Raw genomic sequence first — 21514 nt, 5'->3', positions numbered from 1 at the left:
GCCGAATCGCGTGCGCCCATGCTGACCGCCCTTTCCATCCGCGACGTCGTCCTGGTCGACGTGCTGGATCTCGACGTCGAGACCGGCCTGACCGTGCTGACGGGCGAGACGGGGGCGGGCAAGTCGATCATTCTGGACGCCCTGGGTCTGGCCCTGGGCGGGCGCGGCGACGCCGGCCTGGTGCGTCATGGCGCCAAACAGGCCGTGGCCACCGCCATCTTCAGCGCCCCGGACGATCCCGACCTGCTGGCCCTGATCGCCGAAAAGGGATTCGAGGTCCAGCCGGGCGAGGACCTGATCCTGCGCCGCGTGCTGAACGCCGACGGCCGCAGCCGGGCCTATGTCAACGACCAGCCCGCCGGGGTCACGGCCCTGCGCGAGATCGGCGCCGCCCTGGTCGAGGTTCACGGCCAGCATGAGACCGTCGGCCTGCTGGACTGGCGCACCCACCGGGGCTCGCTGGACGCCTATGGCGGTCTCCAGCCCCAGCTCCAGGCCGTCGCCGCCGCCTCGACCAAGCTGAAGGCCGCCGAGGCCAAGCTGGCGGAGCTGAAGGCCCAGGCCGCCGACGCCGCCGCCCGCGTCGAGGAGATCACGCTCAACCTGTCCGAACTGGACGCCCTGGACCCTCGCGCCGACGAGGAGACGGAACTGGCCGGCGAACGCGCCCTGCTCGGCGCCGCCGAAAAAGCCATCGCCGACCTGGCCGACGCCCGCACCCAGCTGGGCGGCGACAAGCTGAGCCAGAAACTGGGCGCGGCCCTTCGCGCCGTCGAACACGCCCGCCAGCGCGCCGGCCAGGCGGGGGCCGAGGGCGACCACCCGGTCATCGTCAAACTGTCCGCCGCCGTCGAGGCCATCGACCGCACCATGGTCGAGGCGGCCGAGGCGGTCGCCGCCGTGGACGCCGCCGCCGACGCCTTCGACTATGAGCCGGGCCGTCTGGACAAGGCCGAGGAACGGCTGTTCGCCCTGCGCGCCGCCGCCCGCAAGCTGAACACCACGGTCGACGCCCTGCCGTCGCTGCGCATCCGCCTGCGCGAGCAGCTGCGCCTGATCGAGGACGGAGAGGAGGCCCTGGCCAATGCGGGCCGCGAGGCCGCCGAGGCCGCCGAATCCTATGACCTCGCCGCCACCTTCCTGACCTCGGCGCGCGAGGCGGCGGCCGACCGTCTGACCGCCGCCGTCATGGGCGAACTGGGCCCGCTGAAGCTGGAGCGCGCCCGGTTCCGCGTCGCCCTGGAGCCGATCGAGGGCCGGCGCGGCCCCGACGGGGTCGAGACCGTCCGCTTCCAGATCGCCACCAACGCCGGAACCGATTTCGGGCCGCTGGACGCCATCGCCTCGGGCGGCGAACTGGCCCGGTTCGCCCTGGCCATGAAGGCCGCCCTGGCCAGCCGCGAGGACATGCGCCAGCCGGTGATGATCTTCGACGAGGTGGACCAGGGCGTCGGCGGCGCCGTGGCCGAGGCCGTCGGCTCGCGCCTGAAACGCCTGTCCACCGGCGCCCAGGTCCTGGTCGTCACCCACAGCCCCCAGGTCGCCGCCCGCGGCCACGCCCACTGGAAGGTGATGAAAGCCGACCACGAGGGGATGACGACCACCACCGTCGTGGCCCTGGACGACGCGCGGCGTCAGGAAGAGATCGCGCGGATGCTGTCGGGGGCGGAGATCACCGATGAGGCGCGGGCGGCGGCGCGGGCGTTGATCGGGTAGAGGGCTAGGTAGGAGCTTTGCGGAAATGTCTGTTGGCGGCGTCAAATCAATACGGTGGTTCGGAAGGCTCTTTTGTAACTGTCCAGTTCGCACGCATGATATTGACCTCCATCGGCGCGCCGACGCCGACTGCGCGTACCGTGGGCCAACCAGCCGCTTTGAACTCAGCAATGATTGACTGATAGGTTGCTAGATCAGCTGCGGCGTGAATCATTGAAAACACTCCTTCGGCCTGGTCCTCGGCCAGTATTTCGCTGAGCGAGATAGAACTTCGCCCCTCCGATCCATTGGTCGGACTGAGCACCTCCACTAGTAATACGCGGCCACCGCCGATACGCTCCGCGATCTGCTCGAGGTGCCTCGCGGTCACCGGTCCTAAGGTTAAGGCAGCACCAACCAGTCGTTCTTGATCACCGAGACGCGCCCTGAACACCTGCTGGCGAAGTACCGGCGTTCGACGCGGCGCGGGCATGCCTCCCTGGATCACAGCTGCTGCCTTTCGGATGCCTATCCGATCTGCGGCCGTTAGCTTGCGCATCGCCGTCCCGTCTGGAGCTATGACGGTTATAGCGGGATCGGCGTGCAGGGCCGCCATTCCGGCGTCCACCAGCATGGAATCGCGGAAGCCGATGAAGACGAGCGATCCGGGCTCGGCGTCACGCAAAGTGTGGGTGACGCGTCTGGCGGCTGTATCGCGTCGATCAACAAGCTGGACGAAGAGCTTGGTTCGATCAGTAGCGAAAAGGGATGCCCGCTCGAGCGCCGCGTTTGCGACCTCTGTCAGCATCATCCCGTCCCCTATACCAAAGGCGACATGATATTCGCCCTTCGCGTTGGTAGCCGCATAGCTGTGGACCCAGACTATCTCCGCCGCATCAAAAACCGGAGAGTGTTCCTCGGGATGAGGCCCCAGCATCATGAGTGTGATTTCGGAGGACCGGACGGCCTTCTGGCGTTGCATGATTGTACTCCGAATCGCGTGTAGGTTAGGCCCATGGCAAGCAAACCTGACTTTAAGCGCCTTAGGAAGCGCCTCTTCCCGGAAGGCACGGATGGGCTGGGCTCCACGACGGCACCGGAGTGGCCGCCGGACCTATTCGCATTCGCCGCTCTGTGCGCCGAGGAGCTTGGCGTCTATGCCGAGTACGCATTCAACGCGGGCTGGGACACCGAAGGCTACGTCTTCGACAACGCGCACCTCGCCGAGGTGACCCGGCTTGCAGAGCTCTGGAATTCCAATCTATTCACGCCGGAGCCCATCCATGAAGCGTGGAACCGGGTGATGAACGCCCGCGAGTATCGTCGGGACTGGCGTCAGGATATCATGCTGATGCTCGCCGTTGCTGACGAAGCCTGTTCGGGCGTCGGCTTCCAGCCCCCGGCCGGCGGCCTCGGTGCCTATTCCCACATCGTCTTTCAGGCCCTAGCGGAAAAGCAGCAGGGGATCGACCCTGGGCTGCCGCACCTACCGGGCAGTCTTTGCTGGCAAGTTCCGCCCTCGGTGCTGTGCGTCCAGCCCAAGACCAACACGCCAAGCGTCGGTTGCACCTTGCGCTCGGCAAGTAATCACCTAGCGGTGCTCCCGCCCTCCAGTCTAGTGGCGACAAGTTGGCTCTATGCCGCGCCCGCCGATACGGCGACGCCCCACCTCAACACCCTGCTGATCCCGTTTCCATACGACTCGAGGGTGGCGACTTCCATCCCGTCGAGAACCCCCACGATCCGAAGAACAGTTTCTTCAGCACTGCCCAGCCTTGGCTGGTCCGCAGCGGACTAGACGCGGACACGGTGGTCGCGTTTCTGTCGGCGATGATCGTTGAGGCTGAGCGCGAAAGCGGAACGGTGCACGCTGTCGTGCTTCCCGAGTTGGCGCTCGCCGGCGAGACGATCGAACAAGTGGCGGCTGCGCTCGGAGCGCGACATGTCGAGCTTGAACTGTTCATCGCTGGCATCCTCGACCATGACGCCGACGGCAGGGAGCGCAACTGCGCCTACACCGTGCGCTATTTTGGCGGAGAAATGGCCCATCGCTGGCGTCAGCCCAAACACCATCGCTGGAAGCTCGAGCAGAACCAGATCAAGCGGTATAGCTTCGGTTACGCCCTCAATCCCGAGCGGGACTGGTGGGAATGTATCGACGTCTCCAACCGCAGCTGCGCCTTTAGCGTCATCCGTCCTGGCGCCACCATCGCTACCCTCGTCTGTGAAGATCTGGCGCGGTTCGACCCGGTCATGCCCGTCATCAACGCGGTCGGACCCACGTTGTTGGTCGGCCTTCTGATGGATGGACCTCAGTGGGAGAGCCGCTGGCCTGGGCGCTATGCCACCGTACTCGCCGAGGATCCCGGATGCTCGGTTCTTACTGTGACCTCGCTCGGTATGATCCGACGTTCGACGCCGCCGGGCAAGTCGCCGCCGTGTGAGATCGCGCTCTGGAAGGAACCGGGAGCTGCGGCGGAATCACTCACACTACCGGCCAACCATCACGGGCTACTGCTTGCCCTGACCCTCGCTCCTGATCCCCGTCAGACTCTTGACAGGCGGGCGGATCAGGCTGGCGGTGCTCGCCTGAGATTGTCCGGTGTCCAAGGCGTCAAGCTGCAGAGGTTTGACGATTTTCCCGACTTAGAAGTCTCGGCGTGACGACTACGCATCCCCATATTATGTTAAGCGTTTTGCTGCTAAGCAGGTATTTGTGAGAGGAGCCCAGATGAACACGACCGTTCAATACGACATCCGCTCCGACAAGCTGCGTCGGGAAATGGAGACGGTACTCGCCCGCTCGCCGCACGTGGGCGCGACGTTCAACTTCCGTACCGAGCCCGTGCAGAGCCCGAAGCCTAAGTCTGCCCCCCGCAAGCCTGTAAGATCGCGAAAGCAGGTGGTGGCGACTAAATAACGGCGACCGTCGCCTTACGTGACGGTTACGCCAGACCGCCTGGCGAGGGCCGATGGTTGCCGATCCCCGGCCTTATCCAGTTGTCCGTCGGTGCTCCCAAGGATGCCGAAGAAAGAGCACGGCGACGATATAAGAAACACGTCGAATCCGGCATGAATCTCCCCGCATTAGCGGTCCTGTCATCATCGTGCTAAGAGCCCCGCCCTTTATACGGGCGGCGATGTCGCCAGAGCATTTCAGTCTTCAGGAGAAGCACACATGAGCAGGGTGCTGGTCATTGGCGCCGGCGGCGTCAGTTCGGTCGCCGTCCACAAGATGGCGATGAACGCGGACATTTTCTCGCACATCACCCTGGCGAGCCGGACGAAGTCGAAATGCGACGCCATCGCCGAATCCGTCAAGTCGCGCTTCGGCGTGACCATCGACACGGCGGCGATCGACGCCGACGACGTGGCGGCGACTACGGCCCTGATCCAGGCGGTCAAGCCCGCCCTGGTCGTCAACCTGGCCCTGCCGTACCAGGACCTGGCCATCATGGACGCCTGCCTGGCCGCCGGGGTCAACTATCTCGACACAGCCAACTACGAGCCGCGCGACGAGGCCAAGTTCGAATACAAGTGGCAGTGGGCCTATCAGGACCGCTTCAAGGCCGCCGGTCTGATGGCCCTGCTGGGCTCGGGCTTCGACCCCGGCGTGACCTCGGTCTTCACCACCTACACCAAGAAGCACCTGCTGGATTCGATCGAGACGCTCGACATCCTGGACTGCAACGGCGGCGACACCGGCCTGCCGTTCGCGACCAATTTCAACCCCGAGATCAATCTGCGCGAAGTGACCGCCCCGTCGCGTCACTGGGCCGACGGCCAGTGGGTCGAGGGTCCGGCCCTGTCGCACAAGCAGACCTTCGACTTCGAGGGCGTGGGGCCCAAGAACATGTACCTCATGTATCATGAGGAACTGGAGTCGCTGGCCAAATTCTATCCGGAAATCAAGCGCATCCGCTTCTGGATGACCTTCGGCGACTCCTATCTCAAGCACCTGGAAGTGCTGGAGAACATCGGCATGACCTCGATCGAGCCGATGATGTTCCAGGGCCGCGAGATCATCCCGATCGAGTTCCTGAAAGCCCTGCTGCCCGAACCCTCGTCGCTGGGCCCGATCACCAAGGGCAAGACCAATATCGGCACGATCGCCACCGGCCAGAAGGACGGCGCGGCCAAGACGGTCTACGTCAAGAACATCTGCGACCACCAGGAAGCCTATGCCGAGACCGGCAACCAGGCCGTCAGCTACACCACCGGCGTCCCCGCCATGATCGGCGCGGCCCTGATGCTGACCGGCCAGTGGAAGGGCGAGGGGGTGTTCAACATGGAGCAACTGGATCCCGATCCCTTCATGGACATGCTGAACAAGCACGGCCTGCCGTGGACGGTCGAGGAACTGTCCGCTCCGCTGGACTTCTGAGGATACGCCCATGGTCATGCAGACCCAGGCCGGCGGACCGGGCGGCTTCGCCCGGTTCGATCTTAACCGCGTCCCGTCGCCCGCCTTCGTGGTCGACGAGGTCGCGGTGCGCCGCAACCTGTCGGTCCTTCAGGACGTCGGGACGCGCGGCAACGCCCGGGTCCTGCTGGCCCTGAAGGCCTTCTCCATGTGGTCGCTGGCCGACGTCGTCGGGGAATACCTCGACGGCGTCTGCGCCTCGGGCCTGTGGGAGGCGCGGCTGGCGCGGGAGTTCTATCACGGCCACCTGACCACCTATTCCCCCGCCTACAAGCCCGCCGACCTGCCCGAGATCCTGCGTCTGTCGGACACGGTCATCTTCAACGCCCCGGACCAGATCGCCCGTTTCGCCGACCTGATCGCCGCCGCCCGCGCCGGGGGTGAGACGTTCGACATCGGCCTGCGTCTGAACCCGGAGCACTCGGAGGGGCAGGTCGCCAAATACGACCCCTGCCAGCTGGGTTCGCGCCTCGGCTTCCCGGTGTCGCAGCTGACGCCCGAGCATCTGCAGGGCGTCGACGGCCTGCACATCCACGCACTGTGCGAACAGGGGTTCGAGCCGCTGAAGCGGATCTGGGCCGCCGTGGAGCCTAAGCTGACGCCCCTGCTGCCGGACCTGAAGTGGATCAATCTGGGCGGCGGCCACCATGTGACGCGCGCCGACTACCGGATCGACAGTCTGGTCGCCTTCCTGAAGGACCTGGGCGAGCGTTACGGGCTTCAGGTCTATATCGAGCCGGGCGAGGCCATTGCGCTGGACGCCGGCATATTGGTGGGCGAGGTGCTGGACACCTTCCACAACGGCATGGACATCGCCATCACCGACATCTCGGCCACCTGCCACATGCCGGATGTGATTGAGGCGCCCTACCGTCCGGCCATGCTGAACGAGGCCGAGGCGGGCGTGACCTATCGGCTGGGCGGCCCCTCCTGCCTGGCCGGCGACATCATCGGCGACTATGGCTTCACCACTGCGCCGACCGCCGGAACCCGCATCGCCTTCCTGGACCAGGCCCACTATTCGATGGTGAAGACCAACACCTTCAACGGGGTGCCGCTGCCGGCCATCGCCCTGTGGAACAGCGACACCGACGCGCTGAAACTGGTCCGCGAATTCGACTATTCCGAGTTCCGCGACCGCCTGTCCTGACCGATAGAACCTCGACAAATTCTCCAGAATTTGTCGAGGTTTTCTCCAGGTTCAGACCCCCAGAATCCAGCCTTCTTCCTGCTCCACCTGGGCGATCAGCTCGGGCGTGGCGTCCTTGGGCGGACCAAAGGCCTGGGCCAGGTCGCCGGCCTCGTCCATCTGCGCCAGGGCCTCGGCGGTGGAGCGGACCTGGGCCTGATCCTTGAACTCGCCCTCGTTGGGCTTGCCGTCGAACATCGACGGCCAGACCTCGACCACCAGCGCCGACAGGGGCTCGACGTCGTCGGGCGTCAGGGCGCACCAGCCCGTGCCGAACGGCCAGACGGCGCCTGCGGGGCCGAGGCTTTCCAGCAGGCGGCGCACGGCCGGAATACCCACCAGGGTCTGGCCGCCCACGGCGCCGGCGCCGTGCATCTGCCAGACGCTCTTGGGCTGCAGCTTGCCTTTGCGCGCCGCATTCTCGGTCGCCCGGAACTCGGGAATGTCGGCGCCCGCGCCTGCGGGCGGCTTGGTCGTCGTCAGCCAGCGCTGCGCCTGTTTCGCCGGGGCGCCCCACAGCGGCCAGGCCTCGTCGGTCATCAGCCGGTTCATCTTGGCCGCCACCTGGTAGCGGTTGTTCGTGTTGTCGGCCTTGTCCACCACATTGGCGGCGATGAACTTCCACATGGCCTGCCAGGGGGTTCCGTCCAGCTTCAGCCGCGCGGCCGTGCCGGCCGGATAACCGAAGTTGAAGTCCAGTCCGACCAGAACCCGGTCGCCGCGCTTCCTGTGATCCGCCAGGATCGAGGCCAGCAGGGCCTCGCCCTCGGCCCGGGTCGCGACATTGTGCGTCTCGGTATAGAGGCGGAACCGCACGTCGCGCTTCGCCACCCCGATCCACAGCGAGGTGTCGCCGAGTTTCTTGGTTTCGGCGGCGGTCCAGTCGGCGACGACATAGGCGTCGAATAGGCGGGCCAAGGCGGCCTCCCGTAAAAAGGCGTGTCGATAGGAATGAGCGGGGGTTCTAGACCTCTCGCCGCCCAATCGGAAGGGGGGCGGTCAGCTCTTCAACAGGGCTTCCAGGTGCGACAGCCACCGTCGGCCCAGCCGCAGCGCCTCGCCAGGCGAGCCGGTCTCGCCTGCCAAGGCGGCGTCCCACAGGGCCAGTTCGAACTCCGGATGGCGGGCGTCTGCGAACATCAGCCGCAGCACCACCTGTTCGGCGTCAGGCGCCAGCACGTCCAGCGACTTGCGCGCCTCGCCGCGCCGGATGCGGGCGACCACATGGCCGTCGACGATGATCTCGCCGCCCTCGACCTCCTCGAAGGCGTAGGCCAGGCCGTGGGCGCCGTTGGCCCACAGCACGACAACCTGTTCGATATCGAAGTTCAGGGCGCAGGCCCGCCCCTCGCGCGGCGAAACGGCCTCGACCTCGGGCGGGACGCCCAGGGCCTTCAGAAGGGCGCGGCGGATGCGGCGCGGGGGCTCCATCCACCAGGACAGGGCCAGGGCTAGGGTCGTCAGCAGGGCCGCCGCCAAGGCGATCAGCAGGATCACCCGCACGACCTCGGCCATGGCTCAGACCTCCGTCCCGGCCGACAGGTCGATATCGACCACCACCGGCACATGGTCGCTGGGCTTGTCCATGTCGCGGGCGTCGCGATGGGTCTCGATCCCGCGCAACCGATCCGCCGCCTGGGGCGACAGCAGGGCGAAGTCGATGCGGATGCCGTGGTTCCTCTGCCAGGCGCCGGCCTGATAGTCCCAGAAGCTGTAGGTCCCGGCCGGCTCTCCGCCGACCTCGTGCGCGTCGGCCAGGCCCAGGTTCTTCAGGGCGCGGAAGGCCTGGCGGCTCTGGGGCTGGAACAGGGCGTCGTCGGTCCAGGCGGCCGGGTTCTTGGCGTCTTCCGGCTCGGGAATGACGTTATAGTCGCCGCACAGGGCCAGGGGCTCTTCGAAGGCCAGGAGGTCGCGGGCGTGGCGGTTCAGCCGCTCGAACCAGGCCAGCTTGTAGTCGAACTTCTCGGTCCCGATCGGATTGCCGTTGGGCAGATAGATGGACGCCACCCGGAGCGGCCGGGGCGCCTCGATAACGGCTTCCAGATAGCGGGCCTGTTCGTCGGTCTCGTCGCCGGGCAGGCCGCGTCGGATGTCCGACAGCGGGTATTTCGACAGCATGGCCACGCCGTTATAGCTCTTCTGGCCGTGGGTCTCGACGTTGTAGCCCAGGCTCTCGAAGGCCTCGCGCGGGAATTTCTCGTCCACGCATTTGATTTCCTGGAAGCAGGCGACGTCAGGGGCGGCCTGCTCCAGCCAGGCCAGCACGGTGGGCAGGCGGGCGTTGACCGAGTTCACGTTCCAGGTGGCGATGCGCATGACGGCGACGGTAGGGCGCGTCACGGTTTCGGAAAAGAGGCGACGCAAAACAAAAGGGCCGCCGGATCGCTCCGACGGCCCTTTGTAGGTTCTGCGATGGTCGCTTAGGGACGGCCGCCGGCGGGCGCCGGGGCGGCGGCCGGAGCCGTCGTCAGCTTGCATCCGCCGCCGATCTGCTGAGCGGTGGCGCAGGGATAGACCTGCTGCACGACGTTCTCGGTGTTCAAGCGGGCGATGAGGCCGTCGCCGGCCGCGCATTTGGCTTCATAGAAGACGCCGTTGGCGTTGCGGCCCATCAGACGGGCTTCGGTCACGTCGCAGGAGGCGGCGTCCGAACCCGCGAAATAGGATTTCACAAGGGCGGCGTTCTCGGCCGAGGTGGTGAAGGCGCAGGTTCCGTTTTCGGCCAGCACCTGGATGCAGGGGGTCTTGGTCCAGGTATTGTTCAGTTGCTTGATCCAGAAGCCGGCCCCGTCGGAGCAACCGGCTTCGTACATGACGCCGCCGTCGTTCGCCTTGCCCAGCACCTTGACCTCGTCGACCGTGCAGGCAACGCCTGCCTGGACGGCGTATTCGCGAAGGAATTTCTGCGTGTCGGTGTTGGCGGGAATGGTGCATTGCGGGCCGGTGTCGGCGGCCGGGTCGCGGGCGCGCAGGGCGGCGGCCGAATAGGCCAGGAGAACGCAGTTGGACGCTTCGGGCGGGGTCTTGGACTCGATCATAAAGCCCGGACCGACGGCGCAGGCGACTTCATAGACCGACGTCTTTGCCGCCGTTTCACCCAACAGCTTGGCTTCCGTCACCTGACAGTTGGTGTTGGCCAGTGTGGCCTGTTCCTGCGCGGAAGCCATGATCTGCTCCGCCGTAGGGGCGGCGGGTCGGCGTTCGCGGCGTTGACGGGAGGCCGAGGCCCGCGAGGAACCTTCAACGGTGGCAGGCTGGTTGTCGGGGCCGCGCTGCTGTTGCGCGAAGGCAGGAGCGACCGATATGGCGCTGAACAGGAGCGCCGCGAGGGCGGCGGCGATGCGGGCTTTCATGGAACACCTTCGGTTGGGAACGGCTGAAGGCTTCGTGGCGGTCTAATCGGGCGGGGTCAAGGCGGCTGTGGACGGCATGGGCAAGACCTGACTAAGGTTTGATCGTTTTTATTGGAGACGCACTTGGCGGACGATGCAGCGGCCCTGAACCAGGGGATGGAGGCACGAGGCCTGACCTATCCCATGCCCGATGCGCCCGTGCCCGGCGTGGCGGTCGAGGTCGCGCGCGGGGTGTTCTGGTTGCGGTTCGCCCTGCCGTTTCAACTGAACCATGTGAACGTCTATGTCCTGCGTGACGGCGACGGCTGGACGGTCGTCGATACGGGACTGCGAACGCCGGACGCCGTGGCGGCGTGGGAGGCGGCGCTGGCCGGACCTTTGGAAGCGCGCTCGATCCACCGGCTGATCTGCACCCACATGCACCCCGACCACATCGGCCTGGCGGGCTGGTTGTGCGAACGCAGCGGGGCCCCGCTTCTGATGTCACGTCTGGAATATGTCACCGCCCGCATGCTGATGGCCGAAGAGGCCGGCGACGCGCCCGAGGACGGCGAACGCTATTTCCGCGCTGCGGGCTGGAGCGAGGCTCAGATCGATCGTTGGCGTGCGGACTACGGCGGTTTCGCCAAGGGGGTGTCGCCGATGCCGCGCAGCTATCTGCGGCTGTCGGACGAGGATGTGATCCGGATCGACGGCGACGACTGGACCGTGGTGGTCGGGTCGGGCCACAGCCCCGAACACGTCTGCCTGTGGCGACGGTCGGACGACGTCTTCCTCGCCGGAGACCAGGTGCTGCCCCGGATTTCGTCGAACGTGTCGGTCTGGCCGACCGAGCCTGAAGCCGATCCTTTGGGCGACTGGATGGACTCCTTGGCGAAGCTGCGGGACCTGTTGCCCGAGGGCGCATTCGTTCTGCCGGCGCACGGCGAACCCTTCCACGGCGTTCACGCCAGGCTGGACGCGCTGAAACGCGGGCATGAAGTCGCGCTGAAACGGCTTGAGCGGACGTTGCGTCAACCGTCTAGGGTGATCGACGGCTTCCCGGCCGTGTTCGGTCGGGCGGTCGGAGACGGGGTGCTGGGCATGGCCACGGGCGAGGCCCAGGCGCACCTGAACTATCTGGAAAAGCGCGGCCGCGCCGAGCGGACGCGCGACGAGAACGGCGTCGACTGGTGGACAGCCGTCAAATGGGACGAGGAAACGACGTGAGCGAACATATCCGCACCCAACTGGCCGACGGCGTCCTGACCCTGACGCTGGACCGGGCCGACAAGAAGAACGCCATCACCCAGGCCATGTATTCGGCCCTGTCCGAAGCCGTCGAACAGGCGCGGACCGACGATACGGTGCGGGTGCTGCTGCTGCGCGCCGAGGGCGACAGCTTCTCGGCCGGCAACGACATCGGCGATTTCATCGCCATCGGGTCGCAGACCGAAAAGCCGTTCGACATGTCGGTGTTCCGCTTCCTGAAGGCGCTGGCCGATCTCGACAAGCCGCTGGTGGCGGCGGTGAAGGGCCGGGCGGTCGGCATCGGCCTGACCATGCTGCTGCACTGCGACCTGGTGGTGTTGGCCGAGGACGCCCTGCTGTCCGTGCCCTTCGTCAACCTGGCCCTGGCGCCCGAGGCGGCGTCCAGCCTGTTGCTGCCGGCCGTGATCGGTCATCAGCGGGCGTTCGAGATGTTCGCCCTGGGCGAGCCGCTGGACGGCAAGACGGCCGTGGCCTGGGGCCTGGCGAACCGGGCGGTTCCGGCCGATCAGGTCGAGGCGACGGCGGCGGACCTTGCGGCCCGCGTCGCGGCCCGCGCGCCCAACTCCCTGCGCAAGACCAAGCGGCTGATGCGCGACGCCGAGGGTCTGTGGGCGCTGATGCAACGCGAGGGCGAGGCCTTCGGTTCGCAGATGAAGAGTCCTGAAGCCATGGAGGCCTTCATGGCCTTCACCCAGAAGCGGGCGCCGGACTTTTCCAAGCTGGGCTGACGCCAGCGTCACAAGACTGCGCCTTGATTTGGCGCAGCTTTGGTTCTAGGTGCGCGCGCCTCTTTCTGGAGCGCCCATGTCGCACGCCCTTGCCCAGACGGCCGCTGTCGCCGGCCGTATCGACGCCGAGATCCCGGCCGACGCCGACGGCGTGGAGGCCCTGATTCTGGCCGCCTTCGGGCCGGGTCGTTTCGCCAAGACGGCGGAGCGACTGCGCGAGGGTTCGCGCCCAGCGGCCGGATTCGTCGCGCGCCGGGACGGCCGCATCGTCGGTTCGGTACGGCTGTGGCCGGTCCTGATCGGTCAGACGCCGGGTCTGTTCCTGGGACCCATCGCCGTGGACGCCGCCAGTCGCAGCGACGGCCTGGGCGCCGAACTAGTGCAGGCCTGTTTAGACCAAGCGCGGACCCTGGCGGTCGGCGGGGTGCTGCTGGTCGGCGACCGGGCCTATTTCGAACGTTTCGGCTTCGTCGGCGCGCCCGAAGCCGAGATGCCGGGGCCGGTGGATCGTCGTCGAGTGCTGTGGCTGGCGACGGGCGTCGAGACCGTCTCCGGGCCTGTTCGCATCGGCTGATCTTTCGCGGGGCCTTGGCGGGGCCTAAGTCATGGTCCGATATGACGCACATGGATGACCAGAAGCCGGGACTGAAAGCGATCGTCGAGGCGGCGAAACAGGCGCCCGGGCGGGGCCTGCCGCCGGTCCACCTGTGGAACCCCGAACACTGCGGCGAGATCGACATCGTCATCCGACGCGACGGCGTCTGGATGCACGAGGGATCGCCTATCGGCCGCGAGGCGCTGGTGCGGCTGTTCTCGACCGTCTTGCGCAAGGACCCGGACGGCTATCATCTGGTGACGCCGGTCGAGAAGTTGAAGATCGCGGTCGAGGATCTGCCGTTTCGGGCCGTGGCGGTGCGGCGGGACGGCGACGACCTGATCTTGACCACCGACGTCGGCGACGAGGTGCGGGCGGGCGAGGCCGACGCGATTGTGGTGGAGACCGATCCGGAGACGGGCGAGCCGGCGCCGCGCGTGCATGTGCGGCGCGACCTGTGGGCGCGGATCACGCGCTCCGTGTTTTATGAACTGGTCGAGATGGCCGAGGAGGTCGACGGGCGGCTGGTCGTGCGGTCCGGCGGGCGAGCGTTTTCCCTGGGGGCTGTGGCGTGACCCTGGCGACCTTGAGGAACCGGCTGGTCCAGCGGCTGGACCCGGTCGAAGCCTGGCGTCCGGAAGGGCTGGCGGCGCGGTCCGACTTCGACCTGAACCCCAAGGCGGCGCGGCCGATGCGGGAGTTGCGGCCGGCGGCGGTGCTGATCCCGGTGGTGGCGCGGCCCGAGGGCGCGACGGTGCTGCTGACGCGGCGGGCGGACACCCTGGTGCGGCATACGGGGCAGATCGCTTTTCCAGGCGGACGGCTGGATCCCGGCGAAAACGCGGTCCAGGCGGCGCTGCGCGAGGCGGACGAGGAGGTGGCCCTGAACCCGGCGAAGGTCGAGGTGCTGGGCCTGTCCGACGCCTATGAGACCGGCACCGGGTTTCTGGTCACGCCCGTGATCGGCTGGCTGCACGAGGCGCCGGTCACGACGCCGGCGCCGGCCGAAGTGGCCGAGGTGTTTGAGACGCCGTGGGACTTCCTGATGGATGCGGCCAACCACCGCCAGGACTTCTATGACATGGACGAGGGACTGCGGCGCTGGTTCTGGGCCATGCCGTGGGGGGAACGCTATATCTGGGGCGTGACGGCCGGGATCCTGAAGGCGCTGCATGTCCGACTGTACGGCGACGAGCCGGCGCCCGAGGTCGCCGCCGAGGAAGATGCGGCATGACCGTGTCCATGCGGGGCCAGCCCTGGCTTGAGGCCAAGGCCACACGGGCGGTCATGGCGGCCTTGCAGGCGGCCGGCGGCCCCGACTGCGCCCGGTTCGTCGGCGGCTGCGTCCGGAACAGTCTGCTGGGCCAGCCGGTGGACGACATCGACATCGCCACCCGATTGAGGCCCGAAGAGACGATGGCGGCCTTGCAGGCCGCGGGGCTGAAGGTCGTGCCGACCGGACTGGAGCATGGCACGGTCACGGGGGTGTCCGAGCGCAAACCCTATGAGATCACCACCCTGCGCCGGGACGTTGAGACAGACGGGCGGCGCGCGGTGGTGGCCTTCACCGAGGACTGGGCCGAGGACGCGGCGCGGCGGGACTTCCGCCTGAACGCCCTGTACGCCGATGCGGCCGGCATGGTGTTCGACCCGACCGGCGGCGGCCTGGCGGACGCGGCGGAGGGGCGGATCGTCTTTGTCGGCGAGGCCGAGACGCGGATCCGCGAGGACTATCTGCGCATCCTGCGGTTCTTCCGGTTCCAGGCCTGGTACGGGCGGGGCCAGCCCGATGCGACCGGGCTAGCGGCCTGCGCGGCGCTGAAGGCCGGGATGGCGCAACTGTCGGCCGAACGGGTGTCCAAGGAATTGCTGAAACTGCTGGCGGCGCGCGATCCGCGATCCACGGTGCGGGCGATGGCCGAGACGGGCGTTCTGGGTCAGGTCTTGCCCGACGCGCAGCCGTTGAACCTGTTCGAGGCGATGTGCGGATTGACCGGCGATCCGGTGCTGCGTCTGTCAGCCCTGTTGCCGGCGGATGAGGGCGCAGTCGTGAGGATCGCGGGGAGCCTGCGGCTGTCGAACGGGATGCGGGACCGGCTGGCGGCGGCTGTTGCGGAGGGGCCGGTCGTGGCGCCCGACATGACCGAGGCCGAGGCGCGGGCGGCCATCTATCGACTGGGACGCGGCGCTTTCGAGGATCGGCTGACACGGGCCGAGGCGGCGGGCGGCGACGGCGCGGCCTTGCGACGGCTGGCGGCCGAGTGGACGCCGCCGAAAATGCCGGTCGGCGGGCGGGAGCTGGTGCGGCTGGGGCTGAAGCCCGGGCCGGAGACGGGCCGCGTTCTGAAAGCCTTCGAGGCGGGCTGGATCGCCGATGATTTTCCGTCGGACGGGCATGAGGGGCGGCTGAGGGCCGCTATGGCTTCGCCCGCGTGAATTCGGTGACGACGGGATAGTGGTCCGACCCGGTCGGTTCGCCGATGCGGCGGCTGATCAGGGCCAGGTCCGGCGAACGATAGACCTGATCGATGGTGATGCCGGCGAAGGCGGGCAGGCGGCTGGGCCAGGTGCCGGGGAAGCCGGGCGCGGGCGACAGGTTCATGTCGGACTGGATCTGACGGCCGATCCGGGCGCTGGACACGCTGTTGAAATCGCCGGCGACGATGGTCGGATGAGGCGCCGCCTTTTCCCGTCGTGCGGTCAGGGCCATGACCTGGTTTATCTGGCCCCATTGATACTGATACGGCCACGGGCGGGTCAGGTGGACGCCGAAGACATTGACGGCCCCAATCGGCGTTTCGACGACGGCGCCTATCGCCGCCAGATCGTCGCGAAACGACGGCAGCTTGCCCTGGATCGGATAGCGCGAGGCGACGATCGACAGGGCCCGGCCGCTGGGGTCTTCGATGCGGCCCATGACCGCCCGATTGGGATAGCCGGCCAGAACCTCGTCGAGCCGGTCCGCCGGCGCATCTCCGACCTCGACCAGAACGACGATGTCGGCGTCGGCGTCGACGATGGATCGTCGGATCGCGGCGACGTCGGTGTTGTCCACCCAGAGATTGGCTGAGTACAGGCGGATTATCGGCTGGTCGGGTTGAGGACGGCCAAGGGGCGTCATCCACTGGGGCCAGACAGCGGCCAGCAGGACAAGGCCGGCCAGCACGCCTACGACGAAGGCCGGCCACAGACGCAGGACCAGGCAGGCCAGGGTCAGCACCGTCGCAGCCAGCAGCACGGGGGCGGTGAACTGGGCCAGGATGTCCACCCATCGATGGCCGATCCCGCTGAGACCAGCCACGCCGAAGCCCGACAGCCCGATCAGAACGAGGCTGGCCGCCGCATTGATCGCCGGCTTCAGCAGGGACATGGCTTATTGCCTTTCTTGGTGAACGGTGTGGGCTATACCGCGTTAGGGCGACGCTTGGAGAGGCGCGACATGGCCAGACGGTCCATCACGGATATCGAGAAGATCTGGTCCAATGTCGAGGGGATCAAGAAGCTGTCCGACCGGGTGATCGGCATAGGACCGTTCGGCATCGGCATGGACGGACTGCTGACCTGGGTCCCGGTGGTGGGTACGGTCTATACGGTCGGAACCGGGGCCTGGCTGGTGATGCAGGCGGTACGCGCCAAGGCGTCGCCGGCGACCCTGGCGCGGATGGCGGCCTATATGGCGGTGGATACGGCGACAGGCACGGTGCCGATCGCCGGCGACGTGGTCGACACCTTCTTCCCCGGTCAGTTGTTGGCGGCCAAGGCGCTGCAGAAGGATATCGAGACCAGCCACTGGGTCGAGGATTCCGAAGCCAACGCCAGGGCCAGCGGCGACCACGAACGTCATTTGGAGACGGTCCGAAACGACAAGAAGCTGCGCCGCATCGTCTATCTGCACGACTGAATTACGGGCGCAAGCCGCGCCCTGATCACCTAATTCTGGCGATTTTCTTCAACTCATACCGTGGGTTGAATGACGAATTCGCCGTTCAACCCGCCTGATCTGGCGGCGCCTTCAGACTGATCTCCGACAACAACGGAGATCCTGATGAGCGACGATTTCACCGCGCGGCTAGCCCTGCCTTATCTCGCAGCCGGTCAGATGCAGAAGCATGTGACCCTGAATGCCGCCCTGACGCGGCTGGACGCCCTGTTGCAGACGGCGGTGGTCAGCCGGACCCTGACGACCCAGCCGGCCGCGCCGTTCGACGGCGATCTCTACATCCTGCCGCACGGCGCCGCAGGGACGGCGTGGAGCGGCCGGCCCGCCGGCGCCCTGATGCGGTTCGAGAGCGGCGGCTGGAGCGTCGTGGCCGCGCCGGTGGGGACGATCGCCCTGGTGCTGGATACGGCCGTCCTGGTGGTGCGCGGCGAAGAGGGCTGGAGCCCGTTGGGACATCGGCTGGGCGAAATGCAGGGGCTGTCGCGGTTGGGCCTCGGCACGACGGCGGACGCCGCCAATCCGCTGGCGGTCAAGACCAACACCGCCCTGTTCACCGCACGCGGCGCGGCCGAGGGCGGCGACGGAGACCTGCGTCTGACCCTGAACAAGGAGGCGGCGGGGGATGTCCTGTCGCTGCTGTTCCAGAGCGGCTACGGCGGCCGGGCGGAACTGGGCCTGGCAGGCGACGAGAACCTGAGCCTGAAGGTGAGTCCCGACGGATCGACCTGGCTCCGGGCCTTCGGGGTGGATCGCGCAACAGGGCGGATCGCATTCGACAAGGGCGCGACGCGACGGGAGACGACGGTCTTCACCGGCGACGGCGCCTATGAACCGCCGTCCTGGGCGCGGTGGATCGAGGCGGTCTGCGTCGGCGGCGGCGGCGGCGGCGGATCGGGCATGGCGGGGGCGTCGGGAACCGCGCGCTTCGGCGGCGGCGGCGGCGGCGCGGGCGGACTGAGCGAGGCCTGTTGGGCGGCCGCCGACTTGAACGAAACCCTGGTTGTCGGGGTCGGAGCCGGCGGTGCGGCGGGGACGGCCGGCTCAGGCGCGGGCGCCTTGGGCGGCGCGGGCGGGCAGAGCGCGGTGAGCCTGGGCGGAACCCTGTTGCTACGGGCCGGAGGCGGGGCGGGCGGCCTCGGCGGAACGGCTTCGGCAGGCGCGGGGGGCGCCGGCGGTCAGGGCCTGCGGACGGGAAACGCCGGTGGCGGCGGTTCGATCACGACGACGGCCTTCGTCGGCGGCGAGACCGCCTGTCCCGACGGTCCTGGCGGGGGAGGTGGCGGCGGCGGGTTGAGCACAGCCAATACAGCGCGGTCTGGCGGCCCGGGCGGCGCAGGCGGCTGGGCGGTCCGTCAGGCGCCGGGCGGGGCGGCCGGTGCGGCGGGGCAGGCGTCGTCGGCGCCAAACCTGGCCTGGGCCGGCGGCGGGGGCGGCGGGGGCGGCGCTTCCGCCGTCGGTGCGGGAACAGCGGGTGGCGCGGGCGGCCTGTTCGGTGCGGGCGGCGGAGGCGGGGGGGCGGGCCTGACCCTGTCCGGCGCCGGCGGCGCAGGCGGGGGAGGCGTGGTTCGACTCACGGCTGTCGGATGAGCCGGCGGCTGAACCGACCTGAGCCTGTGGAGGTGCTGGAGCCCGAGGTCTGGGACGCACCCGACAGACTGAATGACACGGCCTGGCGCGCCCAGACCGGCTTTGACGGCCGGTGCGCGACCGAAATCTTCGACAAGGAGGATGAGGAATGACGAGATCGACGACGCCGGATCCGATCCGGCCCCAGAACGGAACCCTGGCCGAGGGACGCTGGCTGTGGCGCAGGCTGTACGCCTTCGCCGTCAGCGTCGGCCTGTGGCTGCTGTTGATGCGGACGGTGGCGCGGATGCCGGCCGAGATGCTGCCCAAGATGACCGATGGGCTGATGGGGCTGCTGGCCTTGATCCTGGTTCTGTATCTGGTTGCGCCCACGGCTGAGCAACTGGTGGCGCTCATCGCCAATGCGCGGGTGCGGTTGACGGGAGGCCGGCCATGAGCGGCCCGTTGTCCGTTCGCTCAAGGGCGCGATTGAAGGGGGTGCATCCCGCCCTGGTGGCTGTGGTCGAGGCGGCGGTCGCACGCAGCCCCGTTGATTTCATGATCACGGAGGGGCTGCGATCGCCTGAACGGCAGGCGGCTCTGGTCCAGGCCGGAGCCAGCCGGACCTTGAGGTCTCGCCATCTGAGCGGCCACGCCGTCGATGTGGCGGCCCTGGTCGACGGACAGGTCCGTTGGGACTGGCCGCTGTATGGACGCATCGCCTCGGCCTTCAAGGCGGCGGCTGTGGAGCTGAAGACCCCCATCGTCTGGGGCGGCGACTGGAAGAGCCTGCGCGACGGCCCGCATTTCGAACTGGACCGAAGGAGCTTCCCATGAGGGTCGTGTCCATCCTGAAGGCGCTGACGCCGCTCGGCTGGCTCGCCGTCGCGGGTGTCGTGGCGGGGTTGGCGGCGGCGCTTCTGGGTGGTCTCGGTTTCCGCTGGGACCCGCTGGGCCTGCAGCAGCGCCGGTTGGCGGCGGCCGAGGCGCGGGCCGCGTCCGGGGAACGTGACGCCCGGGCCCAGGCGGCGGCGCGTCGTCTTGAGAGCGAGGGGGCGGACGCACAGTTGCGTCGTCTCGATGATTTTCAACAGCAGCAGACGGCGGCGGCGCGCGCGACCGCGACCGCCGTCGCACAGGCCAGGAACGCCGATGACGCCGAAATCCCTCTGGAAAGCCGCCGCGCCGACCGTCTGCGCGCTCATGACCGCGAGCTGTGCGGGCTCGCTACCGACCTCGACGGTTGCGCCGGTGCGGCTCAGCCTGCCCGAGGCGGCGACGCGGCCGTGCGCCCTGGCGGTTTTGCCGGCTGAACCCACAGCCGCGGACCTGGACGCCGCCTATGTGCAGCGCGGCGCCCAGATCCTGGCCTGCGACGGGGCGAGGCGGTTGGCGGTAGAGACCCTGCTGGCGGAGCGGGCCATGCAGGACGCCCGGATCTCGGAGGCGGCGAAAGAGCGACCCTGACCGCAAAGCGGCAAAAACGACTCGGCAACTTCTGCCGCCATGCGACGGAAAATGCCGGGTCAGCGTGCGGCTGACTTTGAAAAATTCAACAAAATCAGCAGTTCATCTCGGTTTTCTCGCCGTGCCAGCCTGGCCCCGCCTTTGCTCTTAGGAGGGCGGAGCAAAATGCTCCCGACGCCAAAACGGCGTCGTACATGCACAGAAGTGAAGAGGGCAGCCAAAATGGCGAGCATCAATACGAATTACGGCGCAGCAATTGCGCTCCAGAACCTGAACAAGACCAACGCTCAGCTGGAAATGACGCAAAATCGCGTCAACACCGGCATGAAGGTCTCCTCCGCCAAGGACAGCGGCGCGATCTACTCCATCGCGACCGGCCAACGCGCCAACATGGGCGCCATGGAATCCGTGCGTGCATCGCTGCAACGCGGCCAATCCATCGTCGACGTGGCCCTGGCCTCGGGCGACACCGTGACCGCCGCCCTGGAAGAGATGAAGGGTTTGGCCGTCAGCCTGGCCGCTTCCACCGGCGCGGCCCAGAACTCCTACCTGACCGAATTCCGCGCGCTGGGCGCTGAAATCACCTCGTCCCTGGCCGGCGCGACCTTCGATGGCGTCAATCTGTGGACCGGCGCGACGGCGACGAACCTGATCAAGGACGTCAGCGGCGGCACCACCGCCATCGGCTTCACGGTCGCCGGCGGCATGGCGGCGGACACCGACATCACCACCATCACCAGCCAGACCATCACCGCAGCAGCCGCGACGACGGCGGCCGTCGATGCGGCCATCACCAAAATCACGGGCGCCCTGTCGACGCTGGGCACCCAGTCCAAGTCGGTCGGCCGTCAGGTCACCTTCGTCAACAAGCTGCAGGACGCTACCGAGAACGGCATCGGCAACCTGGTTGACGCTGACCTGGCCAAGGAAAGCGCCAAGCTGACCGCCCTGCAAACCAAGCAACAGCTGGGCGTACAGGCGCTGTCGATCGCCAACTCGGCCAGCCAGACGCTGCTGAGCCTCTTCCGGAACTAAGGCGGCCTTCAGGCGCGCCTCTTTCGGGGCGCGGTCGGTCGCCGTCCGCTCCACCTCTTTAGGCTCTGCTCGGCAAAATTTGCCGAAGCGCGGGCTGTAGTGGGCAAATATTGCCGGGCATCCAGGGAGGGTAAATCAATAGTAAACGCGACTTTTCAATAGGTTACGATGATACTTCGCCGTCGCCTCTGGCCCGGCAATTGCTTCTTACCCACCGAGCAAAAAGCTCCCTTCGCCAAAATGGCGTCGGATCTCACGAAGTGAAAGGAACG

General features: G+C 67.5%; 25 protein-coding genes and 1 pseudogene. 20 read left to right on the top strand and 6 right to left on the bottom strand.

All coding sequences use genetic code 11. The features are described from left to right. Positions 1-18 precede the first annotated feature (18 nt). A complete protein-coding gene (recN, locus tag AC1RSI_RS09135; RefSeq protein ID WP_008262611.1) occupies positions 19-1716 on the top strand; it encodes a DNA repair protein RecN in 1698 nt (565 codons plus the stop codon). A gap of 46 nt (positions 1717-1762) precedes the next feature. On the opposite strand, the gene AC1RSI_RS09130 is transcribed toward recN, so the two are convergent. Next, positions 1763-2677, bottom strand: coding sequence for a hypothetical protein (locus AC1RSI_RS09130; RefSeq protein ID WP_008258721.1), 915 nt, complete (start codon positions 2675-2677; stop codon positions 1763-1765). A 33-nt stretch (positions 2678-2710) separates the two neighbouring features. Between AC1RSI_RS09130 and AC1RSI_RS09125 the strand changes: the two genes are divergently transcribed. The 5 genes from AC1RSI_RS09125 to AC1RSI_RS09105 all read left to right on the top strand — a co-directional run bounded on the left by AC1RSI_RS09125 (position 2711) and on the right by AC1RSI_RS09105 (position 7268). Further along, positions 2711-3493 carry a hypothetical protein gene (locus tag AC1RSI_RS09125; RefSeq protein ID WP_040349303.1) on the top strand — a complete coding sequence of 261 codons (783 nt, stop codon included), beginning with the start codon at positions 2711-2713 and terminating at the stop codon, positions 3491-3493. An 11-nt stretch (positions 3494-3504) separates the two neighbouring features. Beyond that, positions 3505-4359, top strand: coding sequence for a hypothetical protein (locus tag AC1RSI_RS09120; RefSeq protein WP_050771597.1), 855 nt, complete (start codon positions 3505-3507; stop codon positions 4357-4359). Between the two features lie 67 nt (positions 4360-4426). Further along, the gene (locus AC1RSI_RS09115; RefSeq protein WP_035308827.1) at positions 4427-4615 is read left to right on the top strand and encodes a hypothetical protein; all 189 of its coding nucleotides are present in this window, start codon (positions 4427-4429) and stop codon (positions 4613-4615) included. A gap of 258 nt (positions 4616-4873) precedes the next feature. Next, the gene (locus AC1RSI_RS09110; protein WP_008259685.1) at positions 4874-6079 is read left to right on the top strand and encodes a saccharopine dehydrogenase family protein; all 1206 of its coding nucleotides are present in this window, start codon (positions 4874-4876) and stop codon (positions 6077-6079) included. A gap of 10 nt (positions 6080-6089) precedes the next feature. Next, a complete protein-coding gene (locus AC1RSI_RS09105; protein ID WP_230307683.1) occupies positions 6090-7268 on the top strand; it encodes a carboxynorspermidine decarboxylase in 1179 nt (392 codons plus the stop codon). Between the two features lie 51 nt (positions 7269-7319). On the opposite strand, the gene AC1RSI_RS09100 is transcribed toward AC1RSI_RS09105, so the two are convergent. From AC1RSI_RS09100 to AC1RSI_RS09085, 4 genes are all read right to left on the bottom strand, one after another. Beyond that, entirely contained in the window at positions 7320-8225 is a 906-nt protein-coding gene (locus AC1RSI_RS09100) for a cobalamin biosynthesis protein CbiG (protein ID WP_154726546.1), read from the bottom strand. Between the two features lie 81 nt (positions 8226-8306). Next, a complete protein-coding gene (locus AC1RSI_RS09095; protein ID WP_154726545.1) occupies positions 8307-8822 on the bottom strand; it encodes a hypothetical protein in 516 nt (171 codons plus the stop codon). A gap of 3 nt (positions 8823-8825) precedes the next feature. Continuing rightward, a complete protein-coding gene (xth, locus tag AC1RSI_RS09090; RefSeq protein WP_154726549.1) occupies positions 8826-9623 on the bottom strand; it encodes an exodeoxyribonuclease III in 798 nt (265 codons plus the stop codon). Between the two features lie 104 nt (positions 9624-9727). Next, entirely contained in the window at positions 9728-10660 is a 933-nt protein-coding gene (locus AC1RSI_RS09085) for a hypothetical protein (protein WP_035308817.1), read from the bottom strand. Between the two features lie 123 nt (positions 10661-10783). Between AC1RSI_RS09085 and AC1RSI_RS09080 the strand changes: the two genes are divergently transcribed. The 6 genes from AC1RSI_RS09080 (at position 10784) to AC1RSI_RS09055 (ending at position 15670) form a co-directional block, all read left to right on the top strand. Then, the gene (locus AC1RSI_RS09080; protein ID WP_081836193.1) at positions 10784-11869 is read left to right on the top strand and encodes an MBL fold metallo-hydrolase; all 1086 of its coding nucleotides are present in this window, start codon (positions 10784-10786) and stop codon (positions 11867-11869) included. Further along, the gene (locus AC1RSI_RS09075; protein WP_035308814.1) at positions 11866-12639 is read left to right on the top strand and encodes an enoyl-CoA hydratase; all 774 of its coding nucleotides are present in this window, start codon (positions 11866-11868) and stop codon (positions 12637-12639) included. The genes AC1RSI_RS09080 and AC1RSI_RS09075 overlap by 4 nt, the downstream gene beginning before the upstream one ends. A gap of 76 nt (positions 12640-12715) precedes the next feature. Then, the gene (locus tag AC1RSI_RS09070; protein WP_035308812.1) at positions 12716-13213 is read left to right on the top strand and encodes a GNAT family N-acetyltransferase; all 498 of its coding nucleotides are present in this window, start codon (positions 12716-12718) and stop codon (positions 13211-13213) included. Positions 13214-13263: 50 nt separating this feature from the next. Further along, positions 13264-13809 carry a DUF1285 domain-containing protein gene (locus AC1RSI_RS09065; protein ID WP_035308810.1) on the top strand — a complete coding sequence of 182 codons (546 nt, stop codon included), beginning with the start codon at positions 13264-13266 and terminating at the stop codon, positions 13807-13809. After that, positions 13806-14468: a CoA pyrophosphatase gene (locus tag AC1RSI_RS09060; protein WP_035308807.1), complete on the top strand. Its 663-nt coding sequence runs from the start codon at positions 13806-13808 to the stop codon at positions 14466-14468. The genes AC1RSI_RS09065 and AC1RSI_RS09060 overlap by 4 nt, the downstream gene beginning before the upstream one ends. Next, a complete protein-coding gene (locus tag AC1RSI_RS09055; protein WP_035308805.1) occupies positions 14465-15670 on the top strand; it encodes a CCA tRNA nucleotidyltransferase in 1206 nt (401 codons plus the stop codon). Before AC1RSI_RS09060 ends, AC1RSI_RS09055 begins: the two co-directional genes overlap by 4 nt. Here AC1RSI_RS09055 and AC1RSI_RS09050 read toward each other — a convergent pair. Further along, positions 15651-16604 carry an endonuclease/exonuclease/phosphatase family protein gene (locus AC1RSI_RS09050; RefSeq protein WP_154726543.1) on the bottom strand — a complete coding sequence of 318 codons (954 nt, stop codon included), beginning with the start codon at positions 16602-16604 and terminating at the stop codon, positions 15651-15653. The two genes, AC1RSI_RS09055 and AC1RSI_RS09050, sit on opposite strands and share 20 nt — an antisense overlap. 69 nt (positions 16605-16673) lie before the next feature. Here AC1RSI_RS09050 and AC1RSI_RS09045 point away from each other — a divergent pair, with 69 nt between their 5' ends. The 8 genes and pseudogenes from AC1RSI_RS09045 to AC1RSI_RS09010 all read left to right on the top strand — a co-directional run bounded on the left by AC1RSI_RS09045 (position 16674) and on the right by AC1RSI_RS09010 (position 21242). Further along, complete coding sequence (locus AC1RSI_RS09045; protein WP_008260778.1) at positions 16674-17135, top strand: DUF4112 domain-containing protein; 462 nt, start codon at positions 16674-16676, stop codon at positions 17133-17135. 144 nt (positions 17136-17279) lie between these two features. Next, positions 17280-17603 (top strand): annotated as a pseudogene (locus AC1RSI_RS09040) (DUF2793 domain-containing protein); the annotation flags it as partial. Positions 17604-18757: 1154 nt separating this feature from the next. Continuing rightward, a complete protein-coding gene (locus AC1RSI_RS09035) occupies positions 18758-18913 on the top strand; it encodes a hypothetical protein (RefSeq protein WP_154726910.1) in 156 nt (51 codons plus the stop codon). Continuing rightward, entirely contained in the window at positions 18910-19197 is a 288-nt protein-coding gene (locus AC1RSI_RS09030; protein WP_008258731.1) for a hypothetical protein, read from the top strand. The genes AC1RSI_RS09035 and AC1RSI_RS09030 overlap by 4 nt, the downstream gene beginning before the upstream one ends. Continuing rightward, positions 19194-19577, top strand: coding sequence for a M15 family metallopeptidase (locus AC1RSI_RS09025; RefSeq protein WP_035309479.1), 384 nt, complete (start codon positions 19194-19196; stop codon positions 19575-19577). The genes AC1RSI_RS09030 and AC1RSI_RS09025 overlap by 4 nt, the downstream gene beginning before the upstream one ends. Beyond that, positions 19574-20053 carry a hypothetical protein gene (locus tag AC1RSI_RS09020; RefSeq protein ID WP_035309481.1) on the top strand — a complete coding sequence of 160 codons (480 nt, stop codon included), beginning with the start codon at positions 19574-19576 and terminating at the stop codon, positions 20051-20053. Before AC1RSI_RS09025 ends, AC1RSI_RS09020 begins: the two co-directional genes overlap by 4 nt. Further along, positions 20043-20207, top strand: a complete 165-nt coding sequence (locus tag AC1RSI_RS09015) for a hypothetical protein (protein ID WP_008259209.1) — start codon at positions 20043-20045, stop codon at positions 20205-20207. Before AC1RSI_RS09020 ends, AC1RSI_RS09015 begins: the two co-directional genes overlap by 11 nt. A 222-nt stretch (positions 20208-20429) precedes the next feature. Continuing rightward, the gene (locus AC1RSI_RS09010) at positions 20430-21242 is read left to right on the top strand and encodes a flagellin (protein ID WP_154726909.1); all 813 of its coding nucleotides are present in this window, start codon (positions 20430-20432) and stop codon (positions 21240-21242) included. Positions 21243-21514: the final 272 nt, after the last annotated feature.

The sequence above is a fragment of the Brevundimonas sp. GW821-FHT10E09 genome (assembly GCF_058809375.1).
Note: the sequence above shows the minus strand (reverse complement) of the source record. Positions and strands in the feature narration are given on the sequence as shown.